The sequence below is a fragment of the Acinetobacter sp. V89_4 genome (genome assembly GCF_029967875.1).
Classification (GTDB): domain Bacteria; phylum Pseudomonadota; class Gammaproteobacteria; order Pseudomonadales; family Moraxellaceae; genus Acinetobacter; species Acinetobacter oleivorans.
In genome coordinates, this window is record NZ_JASCAI010000017.1 from 50918 (window position 1) to 68248 (window position 17331).

Annotated in this window: 13 protein-coding genes; 5 read left to right on the plus strand and 8 right to left on the minus strand. The window is 39.6% G+C overall.

Features of this window, described 5'->3' with window-relative positions:
• Positions 1–107 precede the first annotated feature (107 nt).
• The 3 genes from QLG01_RS05740 to dxs all read right to left on the minus strand — a co-directional run bounded on the left by QLG01_RS05740 (position 108) and on the right by dxs (position 5303).
• The gene (locus QLG01_RS05740; protein WP_013196768.1) at positions 108–2042 is read right to left on the minus strand and encodes a DEAD/DEAH box helicase; all 1935 of its coding nucleotides are present in this window, start codon (positions 2040–2042) and stop codon (positions 108–110) included.
• A gap of 408 nt (positions 2043–2450) precedes the next feature.
• Positions 2451–3281 carry an inositol monophosphatase family protein gene (locus QLG01_RS05745; RefSeq protein WP_004789677.1) on the minus strand — a complete coding sequence of 277 codons (831 nt, stop codon included), beginning with the start codon at positions 3279–3281 and terminating at the stop codon, positions 2451–2453.
• A gap of 117 nt (positions 3282–3398) precedes the next feature.
• Complete coding sequence (gene dxs / locus QLG01_RS05750; protein WP_005301177.1) at positions 3399–5303, minus strand: 1-deoxy-D-xylulose-5-phosphate synthase; 1905 nt, start codon at positions 5301–5303, stop codon at positions 3399–3401.
• A gap of 303 nt (positions 5304–5606) precedes the next feature.
• On the opposite strand from dxs, the gene ribA reads away from it, so the two are divergent.
• From ribA to aroE, 3 genes are all read left to right on the plus strand, one after another.
• A complete protein-coding gene (gene ribA, locus QLG01_RS05755) occupies positions 5607–6218 on the plus strand; it encodes a GTP cyclohydrolase II (RefSeq protein ID WP_005301174.1) in 612 nt (203 codons plus the stop codon).
• Between the two features lie 118 nt (positions 6219–6336).
• On the plus strand, positions 6337–7287 hold the full coding sequence (gene hemF / locus QLG01_RS05760; protein WP_199943434.1) for an oxygen-dependent coproporphyrinogen oxidase: 951 nt from the start codon (positions 6337–6339) through the stop codon (positions 7285–7287).
• 180 nt (positions 7288–7467) lie between these two features.
• Positions 7468–8256, plus strand: coding sequence for a shikimate dehydrogenase (aroE, locus tag QLG01_RS05765; protein ID WP_282495997.1), 789 nt, complete (start codon positions 7468–7470; stop codon positions 8254–8256).
• A 50-nt stretch (positions 8257–8306) separates the two neighbouring features.
• Here the strand turns inward: aroE and QLG01_RS05770 are convergent, their stop codons facing one another.
• Positions 8307–10649 (minus strand): hypothetical protein, encoded by a 2343-nt coding sequence (locus QLG01_RS05770; protein WP_282495998.1) that lies wholly within the window; start codon positions 10647–10649, stop codon positions 8307–8309.
• Between the two features lie 255 nt (positions 10650–10904).
• Here QLG01_RS05770 and QLG01_RS05775 point away from each other — a divergent pair, with 255 nt between their 5' ends.
• On the plus strand, positions 10905–12728 hold the full coding sequence (locus tag QLG01_RS05775; protein ID WP_005301163.1) for an acyl-CoA dehydrogenase C-terminal domain-containing protein: 1824 nt from the start codon (positions 10905–10907) through the stop codon (positions 12726–12728).
• A 67-nt stretch (positions 12729–12795) separates the two neighbouring features.
• Here QLG01_RS05775 and QLG01_RS05780 read toward each other — a convergent pair whose 3' ends face one another.
• Positions 12796–13443: a hypothetical protein gene (locus QLG01_RS05780; RefSeq protein ID WP_282495999.1), complete on the minus strand. Its 648-nt coding sequence runs from the start codon at positions 13441–13443 to the stop codon at positions 12796–12798.
• 250 nt (positions 13444–13693) lie between these two features.
• Between QLG01_RS05780 and QLG01_RS05785 the strand changes: the two genes are divergently transcribed.
• Positions 13694–13948 (plus strand): PspC domain-containing protein, encoded by a 255-nt coding sequence (locus tag QLG01_RS05785; protein WP_174746616.1) that lies wholly within the window; start codon positions 13694–13696, stop codon positions 13946–13948.
• A gap of 65 nt (positions 13949–14013) precedes the next feature.
• Here QLG01_RS05785 and QLG01_RS05790 read toward each other — a convergent pair whose 3' ends face one another.
• The 3 genes from QLG01_RS05790 to QLG01_RS05800 form a co-directional block, all read right to left on the minus strand.
• Positions 14014–15114 (minus strand): HPP family protein, encoded by a 1101-nt coding sequence (locus QLG01_RS05790; RefSeq protein ID WP_282496000.1) that lies wholly within the window; start codon positions 15112–15114, stop codon positions 14014–14016.
• A gap of 132 nt (positions 15115–15246) precedes the next feature.
• The gene (locus QLG01_RS05795) at positions 15247–16044 is read right to left on the minus strand and encodes a TIGR03915 family putative DNA repair protein (RefSeq protein ID WP_282496001.1); all 798 of its coding nucleotides are present in this window, start codon (positions 16042–16044) and stop codon (positions 15247–15249) included.
• A 2-nt stretch (positions 16045–16046) separates the two neighbouring features.
• The gene (locus tag QLG01_RS05800) at positions 16047–17309 is read right to left on the minus strand and encodes a putative DNA modification/repair radical SAM protein (protein ID WP_282496002.1); all 1263 of its coding nucleotides are present in this window, start codon (positions 17307–17309) and stop codon (positions 16047–16049) included.
• Positions 17310–17331: the final 22 nt, after the last annotated feature.

A 17331-nucleotide genomic window follows, 5' to 3' on the forward strand; every position in this document is an offset into this window, starting at 1 on the left:
TATTTAATAAAAAATTGAACCAATTCACATTTTTTTAGTTTATAACAAAACTGAAAAATAAAAAAGGCCAGTATTTTTACTGGCCTTTTTTTCAAACTAAATTTTGATTAGCGGTCGAATTTACGACGCGGCGGTTTGTCATCAAAACTACGACGCGGACGATCTTCACCACCAAAGCTACGTTTTGGACGATCTTCACCAAACGCTGGACGTTCACCACGTGGTTTGTCATCGAAGCTACGACGTGGCTTATCGCTGAAACCGCCTTCACGACGTGGACGATCTGAGTTGAACTCGCGACGCGGACGATCTTCACCACCGAACGCTGGACGTTCACCACGTGGTTTGTCATCAAAACTACGACGTGGACGATCTTCACCACCAAACGCTGGACGCTCACCACGTGGTTTGTCATCAAAACTACGACGTGGACGATCTTCACCCCCGAAGCTACGTTTTGGACGGTCACCAAAACCACTTTCGCGACGTGGTTTATAATCTACGCGATTACCACGGTTGTCATCATTCGAGTCAAAACGCGGTTTATCATTGAAACCACCTTCGCGACGTGGACGATCTGAACCGAACTCACGACGTGGACGATCTTCAAAACCACCTTCACGACGTGGACGGTCTGAATTGAACTCGCGACGTGGACGATCTTCACCACCAAATGCTGGACGCTCACCACGTGGTTTATCATCGAAGCTACGACGTGGACGGTCATCACGACCACCTTCACGGCGTTTGAAGTTGCTTTCGCCTTCAAAACGACGACCGCCACCGAAACCGCCGCCACCACGACGACCATCACGGCTACCGCCATTACCGCCACGACCACGACCACCGCCATCACGACCTGAACGAGCAGGAGGTGGAGATGGCTCTAAGCCTTCAATTTCAGAAACACTTAAACGCGCTTCTAAATATTCTTCAAGTGCACGAATCTTACCGCGTTCACGATAAGTCGCTAAAGTAATTGCTTGACCAGTACGACCAGCACGACCAGTACGACCAATACGGTGTACATAATCTTCATGCTTCATCGGAAGACCGAAGTTAATTACGTGAGAGATTGTCGGAACGTCAAGACCACGAGCAGCAACGTCAGTTGCAACTAAGATTTTTGCACGACCTTCACGAATACTACGTAAACGACGGTTACGAACTGTTTGTGGCATTGCACCATGAAGTGCAACTACAGAATGACCTGCTTCAGCAAGTTCTTCTGCCAACATATCTGTATCTTCTTGCGTACTAGCAAAAACAACAGCTTGATCTAAGTTTTCATCACTTAACCAATGGGTAAGTAATTTTTTCTTATGTTCGAAGCCATCAGTCCAATGCAATGTTTGTGTAATATCAGTATTGGTTGAATGACCTGTTTCAATTGCGATACGCATAGGATCTTTCATCATGCATGATGCAAGACGAATAATACGGTCAGCAAATGTTGCAGAGAACATTAATGTTTGTTTACGGTTAGCCGCTAATTCGCTAATTGCTTCTAAGTCTTCAGAGAAACCTAGGTCAAGCATACGGTCCGCTTCATCAACGATTAAAGCATCTACTTGATCTAATTTAATTTGACGACGATTTACCAAGTCAAGTAAACGACCAGGTGTTGCAACAACAACTTGCGCGCCTTTTAATTGTTGAATTTGTTTTGCAAATGGCATACCGCCCATAATGGCAGCAATACGAACACCTTTCATGTGACGTACAAATGCAATTGCATCTTGACTTACTTGCTGAGCCAATTCACGAGTTGGTGAAATTACCAAGATATTCGGTTGAGTTACTGCTTTCATACGGTCTTTGAACGGTACAACAGTCTCTTGACCAGCTAAAGCATTTAATGTTGGGAGTAAGAATGCAGCAGTTTTACCAGAGCCAGTTTGGCTTGATACAAGAAGGTCTTTACCTTCTAAAGCAGCAGGAATTGCTTGTTCTTGCACAGGAGTCGGGGCAGTAAAACCTAAACCTTCAAGCGCTTGTTGTAAGGTTTCATGCAAAGAAAATTCGGCAAAAGTTTTGCTCATAGAGAGTTTCACCCTTGTGGGTGCTCCATTTTTAATAAATACAAAAAAATAGACATCGGCAAAAAGCGGCAAAGCAAAATTAGCTGAAACGTTTTTTCAGCAGCAATCCGAGTAACGACGATGTGGACTAAACGCACGCTTGATTACGGCCGAACCTGAAGAATCGCTGAGCGATTGGGGCGCAAGTAATGGTCCTCTCTATGGACAGCGTGCGCTTACAATGAATAGAACAGAATGTTCAGGTAATGAACGGAAATTTAAGTGCGTTGGCGGATTATAGCAGAAATAATTTAAAAGTCACCTTTTTTAATCAACTTTATGCATATTTCTTGAATTAACTTAATTTTAATCTTTATTTAAAACATAAAACCCTCTGATTACAGAGGGTTTTATTAATAATGAACCAAATTATTTTGCAGCTTTATCCCAAGCTGGAACAACTGTTTGCATTAAAGGTTTTAGCAGTTTAAGCGAACATGCGAGTACTTGACCATTTTCAAGTGAGTTATTACCACCACGTGCGTCAACAACTACACCGCCCGCTTCTTTAAGAATAAGTTCACCAGCAGCGATATCCCATGGCTTTAAACCAAGCTCAAAGAAACCATCAAAACGACCTGCAGCCACATACGCTAAATCTAGAGCAGCTGAACCACCACGACGGATTTGTGCACCAGCTTCAGTAACAGCTAATAATGATGCGAAATGCTGCTCTGCATAAGATACGATTTCACCAGCACGTTTAGCGCGGTAAGGATGGCCTACTGCTAAGAATGTATTTTCTAAACTATCTTTTACATTTACACGAATACGGCGTTGATTCATAACTGCACCGCGACCACGACTAGCAGAGAATAACTCATCACGTACTGGATCGTAGATTACGCCGTGTTGAGTAACACCTTTATGCTGAACTGCAATAGAAATACAGAAATGAGGGAAACCATTAATAAAGTTTTGTGTGCCATCAAGCGGGTCAATTACCCAGCACCACTCTGCATCATGGCCTTTGCCTTCTTGTAAACCAAACTCTTCACCTAAGAAGCTATGGTTTTTATAACTTTTACGTAACGTATCAATCGCTAACTGTTCTAAATAACGATCTACACGTGTTACTGGGCCATCAATGCCTTTCTCTTCAACTTGTAAATCGAGTTTATGACGATTTTGATGCGCTTTTAAAAGCTCTTGACCAACTGTTTGAGCCGCACGCGCAGCCATAACCACCATAGGTTCCATTGAACACCCACTAGACAAATTTGAAGATTTTGACAAAGAATAATGCATAAAAGCGCAAATATTTTAGCAAATATATGCGCTTTTAGGGGGAAAATGTTTCAAAAATTTTATTGAGGGTTAAACGACCTGGTTTAACTTGATCCAAACTTTCTCAATTGAGCTCAAAATACCCTTTGCATCTAGACCACAGTCTTGCAACATTTGTCCGTGTGAAGCCTGTTGTAAGAACAAATCTGGTAAGCCTAAATTAATGATAGGTTTCACAATTTGTTCTTGCGCCATGAACTCATTTACCGCACTTCCGGCACCACCCATAATGGCATGCTCTTCAACAGTGACAAATAAATGTGTGTGCTCAGCCAAATCACGAATAATTTTTTCATCAAGTGGTTTCACAAAACGCATATTTACAACACGCACACCCACATCATGTTTTTGTGCAAATTGTTCAGCAGCTTCTATGGCAACCATAACGCGGCTACCAAATGCCAAAATTGTAATCTGTTCATCACAAGCAGATTTAATTTCTGCAACGATTTCAGCTTTTCCTAACTCAATAGCAGTCAACTCTTGCTGAATTTCAACACCTACACCTGCGCCACGTGGGTAACGTACTGCCGCTGGTCCATTATAGACATAGGCTGTATGAAGCATCTGACGGCATTCATTTTCATCTTTTGGTGCCATGATGACCATGTTTGGCACTGTACGCATGTATGCATAATCATATGCACCTGCATGAGTTGGACCATCTTCACCAACCAAACCTGCACGGTCAATTCCGAAAGTCACATCAAGGTTTTGCAATGCAACATCGTGAATAAGCTGATCGTAACCACGCTGTAAAAACGTTGAATAGATTGCAACAACAGGTTTTAAGCCTTCACAAGCCATTCCTGCTGCAAGTGTTACCGCATGCTGTTCAGCAATTGCAACATCAAAAAATCTCTGCGGAAATTCTTTAGCAAACTGAACCATACCTGAGCCTTCACACATTGCTGGTGTGATCGCAAGTAGACGCTCATCTTGTGCCGCTTCATCACATAACCACTGACCAAATACATCAGAATATTTAGGTGGTGTTTTACCTGCCGAGACTGCATTAATTTTGCTAATTGCATGGTAGGTAATCGGATCCGCTTCTGCCGGAGTGAAACCTTTACCTTTTTTAGTATAGACGTGGACTAAACGTGGGCCTTTACGCTTCTTGAGAGCATTAAATACTTGGGCCAGTTGATTTACGTCATGGCCATCGAATGGGCCAAAATAATCAAAACCAATCGCTTTAAATAAATTGTCTGCCGCATCTGTTGCCGATTGATGTAAACGAGAGTTATAGGTCCATTTTGGATGTGGCTGAATGTAAGCCTCACCATGTTCATCTACATTTACTAAATGGCCTTTTTCCCAAATTGCAGCTAAATGTTTAGCAAAACCGCCTGTGCTACAAGAAATTGACATGTCATTGTCATTCAGCACAACAATTAAATCAGCATCATGTGCAACAGCGTCGTTCATGGCTTCAAACGCCATACCTGCTGTCATTGCACCATCACCAACAATACAAACGACTTCACATGGATCATTTTGATAGCGACGTGCTAACGACATTCCTAAACCAGCTGAAATTGCTGTTGATGAATGCCCTACGCCGAATGTATCAAAAACTGATTCTTCTCTGGCTGGAAATGCTGCTAAACCATTTTTAGAACGAATCGTGGTCATTTGCTCACGACGACCTGTCAGGACTTTATGCGGATACGCCTGATGTCCCACATCCCAAACTAATCGGTCATTTGGTGTATTAAAGCAATAATGCAGCGCAACCGTCAGCTCAACCACGCCGAGATTAGCACCGAAATGGCCACCACTCTGGCCTGCTGCATATAAAATATATTGACGCAACTCATCAGCCACTTGAACCAATTGGCTATGCTCGAGCTGACGTAATTGTTGAGGATGATCAATTGCATCTAACAATGGCGTAACAGGGCGTTGAGTTGGAATTTCGGTATACAACATATGTGGCAAAGCCTTTATAAGCCTGGCAAATCCTAAGCTGGGTCAAAATGGGTCGATCATACAATCGAATGAAGTCACCTTCAATCAGCCACATTTGCGAACGAGGTCATGCAAAGCAGTCTCTCATACATCATGGGTATGGTTGGCAGATTATCCTGAATAATCTGACTATTTATCAACTATTATCGTCATCTTTATACAAAAAAGAAAACCTTAGTGTGCAAAATGATTATGACAATTCGACCAATCTCCCAGCATTACGCTATACTTTAAACCGTTTTCGGTTAAAAGATGAGTTAATCTGTGCCTATAGAGTTCATTGCAACATCAAAACTCCCGACCGCTTTTGGTGAATTCAATATTTCTGTGTTTCAAGATCCAGTATCAGGTGAAGAACATGTGGCACTTTCTAAAGGGTTAGAAAATCCCCCTACAGGCCCTGTTTTGGTTCGTGTACATTCAGAATGTTTAACAGGTGATGCCTTTGCATCATTAAAATGCGACTGTGGTCCTCAATTGCAGGCAACTCAAAAGCTCATCAACGAGGCAGGCCAAGGCGTTATTTTATATTTACGTCAAGAAGGTCGTGGTATTGGGCTTACAAATAAAATTCGCGCCTATGCTTTACAAGATCAAGGTCATGACACCGTAGATGCTAATTTACTTTTAAATTTACCTGCCGATGCACGTCGTTACGACATGTGTAGCATCATGCTAGATCATTTAGAAGTAAAAGAAGTTAAATTAATTACCAATAATCCTTTGAAAATTCAGGCACTCAAAGATCAAGGAATTAATGTTGTTGACCGTGTTCCATTAACAGTTGGACGTAACCCTTTTAATGAACAGTATTTAAAAACTAAACGTGAACGTATGGATCACCTTTACCAAAAAGATGATTTTTTAAAAAAATAAATATTAAAAAAGCAATCACAAGGGATTTTTGAGACATTTCTTAAAAATCCCTTACTTTTTTTATGGTTTTGTGTTTTGATGTATCTATCTCCTATCTCAATCATCTTTGAGGGTCATTATGCAACATCCGACTTCCACAGATATTCAACGTGTCCGCGAATTTCTCCTCGATTTACAAGCCCGTATATGTGCTGGTTTAGAACAACAAGAAAAAGCTGGTGGCGGTACGAGTGAATTTATTATTGATGATTGGGAACGTCCTGAAGGTGGCGGTGGACGTTCACGCGTACTGCAAAATGGTACAGTGATTGAAAAAGGTGGTGTGATGTTCTCTCACATCAACATTAGTAAACTGCCCGCTTCCGCTACAGAAAGACACCCTCAAATTGCTGGCGCTAAAGCTCAAGCGCTTGGCGTTTCGTTAGTGATTCACCCTAAAAACCCGAATATTCCAACTTCTCATGCCAATGTACGTTTATTCGTTGCACAACCTGAAGGACAAGATCCGATTTGGTGGTTTGGCGGTGGTTTTGACTTAACTCCTTTTTATCCAGATGAGCAAGATGTTATCGATTGGCATCAAGCTGCACATGACCTATGCCAGCCTTTTGGTGACCATGTCTACGCTGAACATAAAAAATGGTGTGATGATTATTTCTATTTAAAACATCGCGACGAACAGCGCGGTGTCGGTGGTTTATTTTTTGATGATCTGAATGGTTGGGATTTCGAAACTTGCTTTAAATATATTCAAGCTGTAGGTAATGGTTATTTAAATGCTATTCTGCCAATTTTTGAAAAACATCGTGAACAGCCTTATACCGAAGCTCAACGTGAGTTCCAAATTTACCGTCGCGGTAGATATGTCGAATATAACTTAGTATATGACCGCGGAACATTGTTTGGCTTACAAACAGGTGGACGTATCGAATCTATTTTAGTCAGCCTACCGAACCTTGCAGGTTGGTCGTATCGTCCAGAATGGGATGAAGATTCCCCAGAGAAACGTTTAACTGACTATTACCTAAAACCACGTGACTGGTTAAATCTAAAAGAAAAAGTTGCTTAATTTTTTGCTTTTTGGAGATTCTTTGGCTTCCACCCTAGAGAATCTCCTTTTTTATTTTCACTTTTCTGAACCTCATTCAAATATTTTTTCTTATTCCAATTTGGCTTATAGTGAGGCCTGCTGAATATTCAGCACACGTTTTTAACTGCTTCATGCCATTTTAAAATTTTGGATATAAGAATGACCAAACAGTTTGCAGTAATTGGCAACCCAATCGAACAATCACGCTCTCCTGAATTGCATCATGCTTTCGCTCAAAAAACAGGTGTCGATCTCGACTATCAAAAACGTCTTGCCCCTCTTGATGGTTTTGAACCGAGTATGCGTAGTTTCTTTGCAAATGGTGGAAGTGGTATGAACGTTACCGTACCATTTAAAGAACAAGCTTTTGCTTTGTGTGATGTGCTAACCGAACGCGCTCAAATTGCGAAAGCGGTGAATACATTATGGATGCAGAATGGCAAATTGCACGGCGATAATACTGATGGCCAAGGCTTAGTAGCCGCGATTCAAGCCTTAGACTGGAACCTAGAAAATACAGCTATTTTAATTTTAGGGGCTGGCGGTGCAACTCGTGGTGTTATTTACCCACTGGTACAGGCTGGTGCTAAAAAAATTGTGATTGCAAACCGCACTCTAGTGCGTGCTGAACAGCTGGTAGATGACTTAAAAGCAGCAGTTCCCCAAGCTCAATTACAAGCAATTTCTCTAAGTGAGTTAGAAGGGAAATTTGATATTGTAATTAATGCAACTTCTGCAAGCCTTTCAGGTGATGCATTACAATTACCTGAAAATTTAGAGCTCAAATATGCCTATGAAATGGCTTATGGCAAGCCGTCTAGTTTCCTTGAGCAAGCTAAACAACGCAATGTGCCTTATGCGGAAGGTTTTGGGATGTTAGTGGGTCAGGCTATTGAAGCCTTCTATATATGGAATGGTGTGAGACCTGAATTAAAAGATTTTCTATAAAGCAAAAAGAACCTACTTTAAGTAGGTTCTTTTTTTGACTGTATTATTTATTACTTTTTAGTTGTAACCATTTGCTGGTAAACATCGCGGAAAATCTCATAATCAATAAATTCATTATGTTCAGGTTTTAAATTCTGAATTGTTTTTTCCGTAAGTTGCTGTTTACGCGCAGCAGCATAAGCCTTCCCTAAAATATCAGCTGTTTGCGACAACAATTGTTTTTCCTCAGCAGAAGCACCATTTTGTTGTTCAAATTTTAACTGATATTGCTTTGAGAAAAGCTGCTCAGGCTGCTTATATTGTTTCTGTAATTTTTGCCATGCTTCACGCCCTGCCTCACCTTGTATCGTCGTAATCACAATATGGTCCACAGCACGACCTAAATCATTATCAAATTGCTCTTCTTGCTCAAGATGATGCTTTTTCTGCAATGCTTCTATACGCTCTAAAGCCTTACCTTGAGGATTATAAGTTTCTTCTTCAGAGAACCAATAAGCATAAACTTCAGCAATTTCTTGCAACTGTTGAACTGAATAATAATTAATATATGACGGTTTTTCGGCAGTCAATTTTGCAATAAACACAGCCTTATACGTTTTGTCATAGGCACGTGTTGCATCATAAGTTTGGTTAGCCAACAGCGCCAGACTAGAATCTAAATCTTGTACATCGCTATGTAAGCCAACTGGATGTTCAGAAACATCACTCTGCCCAAGTTTTTCACTAAAGCCTTTTACAAAGTTTTCAAATAGCGAACCTTTGCTTGCTTCAGCAACTGATTTAGCTTGTTTAAGCTGCTGCTGGTCAATTGAAGTGGCTTTACCATAATTTAAAATTTGCATGTCCATTTTAATATTAAAGCGATGATTAAACTCGGCTGGTGTATAGGCAACATCATAATCTGCGTTAACTAAACGGCCTTTTTCATCAAGTCCAACATCAATCGTAATTGGATTTCTTTGTTTTGGTAAAGCTTGCTCAATCTCGGCTTTATGTTTTAACCATAAAGCTTTAAATGCATCATCATTCACAAACTGGTTTTGATCATAAGCAGCAAAAGTTTGTTTTAGTGCAGCTTGACGAGCTTTCAACTGAGTTTTTTCGGTATTTACAGCGCTCTGATCAAGCACATTAATACCGTAAATTTGACAGTAATTAATATCACCTAAGGCAACTGGTTTCTTAAGAGACTGTAATTCAACACACTGCTCTTCTGTAAGTGTAGCCACTTCTTCATCTTGTGCAGTTGGTTCAGCATTTGTCACAGCAACGTCTTCGGCTTGAGCTGAATCAGAGGCTGCTTCTGCTGCTGCCACATCTTGAGCTGCGCTTGCTTGGTCTTCATCACCTTCCTCAGAAGCCAATGTATTGCCAAAATGAGCATTAATAAGTGAATAGAGTTGCTGACTGACAGCCGCTGCATCTTCAGAAGAAACCTTCTGCCCCTCAGCACCAGTCACCTTTTTCTTAGCTTCAGAAGCAACAAGTTCAGTTGCTATAGATTCGGCAACCTTTTGGTCATCAAACCCTAAAACATTTTTTTGCAAATATTTTTCATTGACTTGACCATAGAGTTCCGATTGCAGCAATAACTCTTCGACCGTATCTTTTAAACGAATTTTTTCTACAATTCCGGCTTTACGGTCAGCATCGGTAATGGGTAAACGCTGTAAATTTTGTGGTTCAGCCAAACGATAAGATACCGCGCTAGAAGCTTTTGCATATTCAACAAACTTCTTCATATCGACGTTTGTAAACAGATTTTTATACTTTGAAAAATCGACATACGCCAAGTTATTTTGATTGTCTTTATTTACTAGATAAGGCATTAATCCAAAATAATTAACGTAAAATTTATAGTCTTTCAGATCAAGTACCATTGGCAATTTTGCCTGTACCAGTAAGGTCGGTTTCTCATATCTTGCAGTGAGATTTAACGACCCCATTTTTTGACGGTAATGAACTGAGCCATCGTAACTAAATTGGAGGTCATTTAATAAATTTATTAATACGGCATTTACTTTTTCTGAACGTGATTCGTCAGATATACCTGAAACAGATTGCTCATTTGCAATTGCAGCATAAAGCGCCTGCTTCTGTTTTTTATTCAAATTAGTTTTTTGTTCACGTAAATATTGATCTACTTTTTTTTGCACTCCAGCATCAAGCTGAGCCGTTTTCTCTACAGTACTGACTTTCTTAGGCTGATTTGGATCAACATTAACTTTAAAATGCCCGCGGTAGTCATAGCTTGGGTATTCATACATCGCATTCATACCCTGAATGACTTTTTGATCTAAGTTGGCAGATGCCACTGATGGACGTAGGTTATGCTGCGCACATGCGGTCAAACCCAAACTAAATAAACATAAACTGAGATATTTTAAATGCATAACCTTTTTTAAAACCTTATAGCTTTATCTTTTTAGCAAAACTTGCTAAAAATAAAAAATAGTTGTTTTTTCACATAAAAGTATAAGTCCTGAATGTAGCAGAAAATGTATTTTCGGGTGTATTTATTTTCGACAAAATTCGCTTTTCTGACATTTCTTTCGGATGTGATTATCATTGTATTTTTATCAGGTGAGTGAATAATCAAATCATCGATTCAGATAATCCCACAATGATTCAAAATTAGGATTAAAGCCATGCCAGCATATAAAGCCCCGCTACATGATATTCGTTTCTTAATGAATGAAGTATTAGATTACCCTGCTCACTATAAAACTTTATCAAATGGTGAAAATGCAGATCCAGATACAGTTGATATGATTCTTGAAGGTGCGGCAGATTATTGTGAAAACGTATTGTCGCCACTTAACCAACCTGGTGATGAAGAAGGTTGCCATTTTGACAATGGTGAAGTGAGAACACCTAAAGGCTTTAAAGAAGCTTATGACCAATTCGTAATGGGCGGTTGGCAAGGTCTTTCTTATCCTGAAGAATTTGGTGGTCAAGGCCTACCAATGTCATTAAATCTGATTAAATCAGAAATGATGGGTACTGCAAACTGGTCATTTACGATGTACCCTGGCTTAAGTTCGGGTTGTATGAATACTATCTTGCAATTCGGTACTGATGAGCAAAAACAAACCTATATGCCTAAACTTGTTGAAGGAACTTGGAGCGGCACAATGTGCTTAACCGAACCTCAATGTGGTACAGACTTAGGACAAGTTAAAACTAAAGCTGAACCTCAAGCAGATGGCACTTATAAAATCTCTGGTACAAAAATCTTCATTTCTGCCGGTGAACATGACTTAACTGAAAATATTATTCACATCGTACTTGCACGTCTTCCAGATGCTCCTGCTGGTACTCGTGGTATTTCATTATTTATCGTACCTAAATTCATCCCTACTGCTGATGGCGGTGTTGGTGAGCGTAATACAGTCGCTTGTGGTTCAATCGAACACAAAATGGGGATTCGTGCCTCTGCTACCGCGGTGCTGAACTTTGATAATGCAACTGGTTATTTAATAGGTGAAGTGAACAAAGGCTTACATGCAATGTTTACCTTCATGAACACAGCACGTATCGGTACTGCTGTTCAAGGTATTGCACATGCTGAGTTATCTTATCAAGGTGCGTTACCTTATGCGAAAGACCGTATGTCTATGCGTGCGCTTTCTGGTAAGAAAGATCCAGATAAAGTTGCTGACGCAATCATTCATCATGCTGACGTACGCCGCTTATTGTTGACTCAAAAAGCAATTGCTGAAGGTGGTCGTTCAATGATCTATCATGCTGCAAAACTTGCAGACAAAATGACAGATGCATTAACACGTGGCGACCAAGCTGCTTATGAAGACTATGATGACAAACTTGGTTTCTATACCCCGATTTTAAAAGGTTTCTTGACTGAACTTGGTTTAGAAGCTGCAAATAACGGTATGCAAGTTTACGGCGGCCACGGCTACATCAAAGAATGGGGCATGGAACAAATCGCTCGTGATGCTCGTATTTCAACGTTATATGAAGGTACAACAGGTATTCAAGCACTTGACTTGATTGGCCGTAAAGTATTGCTTAGCTCAAAAGGCAAAGTGGTTCGTGACTACACTGCTGAAATCTTAAAATTCTGTGCTGCGCACGCACGTAATAAATACTTACGTCGTTTTGCTTGGGACTTAACTAAGCTTTGTGCTCAATGGAATACATTAACTGTTCGTATCATGCTTGCTGCACGTAAAGACCGTGACATCGTATCTTCTGCTTCTGTAGACTTTTTAATGTTCTCAGGTTACGTAATGATGGCTTACTTCTGGGCGCAACAAGCAGTCATTGCTTCTGAAAAACTTGAAGCAGGTGACGGTGCAGAAACGCCTGAATTCTATAAAGCTAAAATCAAAGTTGCAGACTTCTACTTTGACCGTATGCTGCCACGTACCCAAGGTCATGCTGAGTCGATGGTGACAAGCTCTCGCACATTAACATCATTACCAGTTGAACACTTTAGCTTCGACTATTAATGATTCTTTAAATTGAGAAACGAAAAGAGCGCAATTTATATTGCGCTCTTTTTTATTCAAGTCATATTTATTCTTTAGTTAATACATAAGCCTGATTTGGAACAAAATAGTTTTGCTCTAAAAATTCACGATTTTTACCATAATCGCTATAAAACAGTTTTTCTAGATTCATGACCAATCTTTTGTTTGAATCAAAATTAAAATAAAAATTAACTTTAGATAAAGGACATTGAATGGTTAACTCATGCTCTTTTTCATCCACCTTCCAATTTAAAGAAGGACATAATTCATTTACAGCGGCACTTTTAGCTCCATCTTTACTTCCCACGCGACCAAAATGAATAACATTCCAATAAGCCGATCCATTGGGTAATAAATTTAAAATGTATTCTGCTTCACCCGACTCACAATCAGCAAAAGCATCCTCACATGAAATTCGGGTGTGATATCGCCCTACATATTGCAATAAGGTTCCACTTAATTTTTTAGCTTGATCTAAGTTTTCTTCGGGTAAAAAAGTACGCCCTGCCACATAATCTAATGTTTTTGTAGATGTACTATTTTTTATTAGATTTTCTTCATGCGTAGAATTAGAGCTCGCACTAGAGTGATCTTTTGAGTTGGCATGGTTTATATCGCAAGCACTCAGTGTCAGGCACATCATAGCCCCTATAACTAAATACTTAACTAAAAAACTAGACCGCATCAAAGACATATACATTATTCACAGATAACAGCAACCGCCATGTTTATATTCATTTCAGGCATTAACCAATTGCTGCAATAAACCCTTAAGCCCTGAAAAGGTGCATTTTAGTTGATGTTGGTTTCCTTCATCCCAATCCTTTACATATTTTAACCAATTTACTTTTGAGAGGACTTTAAACCCGTTATTTCGCCTCCATATTTTTATTAAGCAAGAGCACAATAGCTTCTTGTAATTATTTATCTTTAAGGAGAATTAGATGGCCAGTTCTGGTTTATATCGCTCGAACCGACACAGCATGATCGCCGGTGTAATGGGTGGTATTGCTGAACGTTTTGGTTGGAACGTAACTTTACTACGTGTCATTTTTGTTTTGATCTCAGTTATGAGTGCGGCCTTTCCAGGAATTTTAGTTTATCTGGTTTTATGGTTAGTCATTCCGAAAAAACAGCCAGAGCATATTGAAGGCTATCGACATTCCGTTCGAACAGTAAATGAAGAACAAGTACGTTAATTAATAATTTTGGTCGCTACGGTTGCATCCCCTAATCAACCGTAGCTTTTTTTTATTCTAAAAAATTATAGCTTTTGATTTAACTGTTGCTGTAATGCAGCAATCATATCTGCACGGCTGATCATTCCTACGAGCTTACGCTCTTCAACCACAGGAATATAGTTAAACGATTTTTCTACAAAGTATGGCACCAAATCTTGAATAGGCTGCGTTGGCAGTACCGTGACCACTCGACGACTCATAATTTGTTTCACATAGTGCTGCCAAGAGTTTCTTGGATCTGCTGCACCTTTAAACCACTCTACAACTTCATATAACGCTAAAGTTCCCACCAAATGGTTTTCTGCATTTACTACAGGTAGGCTCATCAAGTTCACTTGTTTAAATTTATCGAGCGCCTGATGAATGTCGTCATCTTCATGTAGTTTGATGACATCACGACTCATAATATCCTGACAGATATATTGATTTACCATACGCTCATTGGCATGTTCCTGAGCTTCTAAAATGATTTTTTCTAAGTCGTATTGACTAATATCTAGTAATTCTGTGTGATGCCCTAATGCATACTCAATATCTTTGGGTTGAATTGATACTTTTTGAGTCGGTGTAGGGTCTTTACTACGGTCATTAAGATGAGCAGTAACTGGATAATGCCGCCCAATTAATCTATTAAAAAAGATGGCGAAACCGAGTAAAAGTAACGAGTTGAGTAAAACTGGATAAAAAATAAAATAAAAGCCTAATTTATGAATTGCAGCACCGCCCAACACAGCCGTAATTGCGACTGCGCCACTTGGTGGATGCAAAGAGTCGGTGGTCATCATTAAAAATATGGCAAAACCTACTGCGACACTAAAAGCTGTAGTTAAATCAGGAATCCACTGCGCACAGGCAACACCAATAATTCCAGCTAAGGTATTACCAACAATCACATTCCATGGTTGAGCTAAGGGACTAGTCGGCACAGCAAACAATAGAACAGATGAGGCGCCCATTGGGGCGATGTACCAAGCATTAATTCCACCTAGAATATACCAGCTAATTAAGGAAGAAATTGCTAAACCACACAACGCTCCAATACCGCAAAGTAATCGTTCCTTTAAAGGTAAAACCTTAAAATTTGGCTTTAAAATCTGTAACCATTCTGGCTGTATAACACTCACAGTACACCTTTGGGGATATGCCGTTATTTATAACGGGCAAAAGTATACGCCCAAAGCCACATAAAATGCATTTAAATTATACCTTTCAACAATGAGAAAACTGGCGGAACTATTTTTTATGATTTTAAAACTTTAATATTCCATCAATTTTTCATTTAAATAACGCCAATAGCGCTTCGGCAAATATTGCACATGAAGTTTTATATTTTGGCGTTCAGTAATATTAACGCTATTAAAATAATCTTTCCAAAGCTGGTCATATAAACCTTCTTGTTCATCCAGCTCAAGCTGAAAGCTTTGACTCATTCCATTTTTTAAATTACGGTCGACTTCAGAAGCTTCAAGTGAAACTTCATGTATTTCACGTAAATCATAGTAAATTCCAAACTTGCGTTGCTCGTCATAAATAAGCCAACGTTGATCTTGATAGCGTCTTTTAAAATGGGGCTGAATAAGCGGTAAAACATTAAAATCTGGACGAACTAAACTTAAAAAAAGCTCATCTTTAGTTTTCTTAAAACGAATAAAAGCTTCCATGCGATGCTTCTCTCGCCCGACCTTTTTCGTCCACTGCGCAATCGCCAAAACACTAAGATTTGAATAATCTTTTTCTATGGAAAAATGACTACTAAACACATAAATACAGTAATTAAATAAATGCTGATAAGCATCTAAAGATTCAGATAAATAAGCAAAATAAAATTGTTTTAACGAAGAAGATGAAAGCTTTTTTTGTAGCGCTGACCAAACACGCTCGGCATGTTCCTCGTTATTTGAAATCTCAATTTTATCGGCAAATAAACCATGTTGAGCCGCATCATTCAGACAGAGTTTGACCTGCAATTCTTTAAATTGAAATGCACGAAAAACACAGCTCAGTAGTCCCACCATTGAACCATCAAAATAGTAAGCCACTTCCTCATTAAACATGATTAAAACCCAAGGCTTAATTGTGGCGAGAGTTGCTGCACATATTTCGAAGATCCCTGCGTTAAAATCTGCTGTCGAATAAAACTTGAAGATAACTCTTTTTGGAACTTTGGACTGTCTTCACAGCGAATAAAGAATTTTGCACGCTGATAAGCTACGCCAAGTTTTTTAAGTAAATCGATATGGATTTTTCCAAAACGGCGAGCCTGAACAATTTTCTTCGCCGATTTCACTCCAATACCCGGCACACGCAAAATCATTTGATAATCGGCACGATTTAAGTCTACTGGAAACTGTTCAGGATGCCTCAAAGCCCAGCTTAATTTCGGGTCTACATCCAAATCTAAATTCGGGTGTTTTTCATTGACGATTTCATTGACCTGAAAACCATAAAAACGCATCAGCCAATCGCTTTGATAGAGTCGATTTTCACGAAGCAACGGCGGTGCAGAACCAACTGCTGGCAAGTAATTATTTTCGGTATTAATTGGAATATAGCCAGAGAAATAGACACGTTTGAGTTTAAATTCTTTGTAGTGCTTGTCTGCCATCAACAAGACATCTTGGTCTGACTCTTGATGAGCACCTACTACCATTTGGGTGGTCTGTCCTGCTGGCACATATTTCGGCACATGCTTAATGATTTGGCGTTCATCTTTAAGCTGAATGAGCCTGTCACGGACCAAACCTAAATCTTTTTGCACTTCCTGATGTGATTTTTCTGGTGCAAAAGTTTTTAGGCCAACCTCGGTAGGCATCTCTAAATTAATACTCATACGGTCAGCATATAAACCTGCTTCATGAATCAGTTCAGGCGATGCTCCCGGAATGGTTTTTAGATGAATATAGCCATTAAAGTTTTCTTCAAGACGCAACTTTTTCACGACTTGAAGCATACGCTCCATCGTGTGATCGGCCGATTTAAAAATACCTGAGCTTAAAAATAACCCTTCGATATAATTACGGCGGTAAAAATTAATAGTTAAATCTACAACCTCTTGTACCGTAAATGCTGCACGCTGGACATCATTAGAACGACGTGAAACGCAATAGGCGCAGTCAAAAATACACACATTACTAAATAGAATTTTTAAGAGAGATACACAGCGGCCATCTTCAGTATAGCTATGGCAAATTCCTGAATGACTGGCATCACCTAGGCCTTTATCTTTGTTTTTACGGTCACTGCCACTTGATGAACAAGACACATCATATTTAGCAGCATCGGCAAGAATCTGTAGTTTTTCTCGAATGCGATCAGACATATCAAACGACTCATTTATGGCA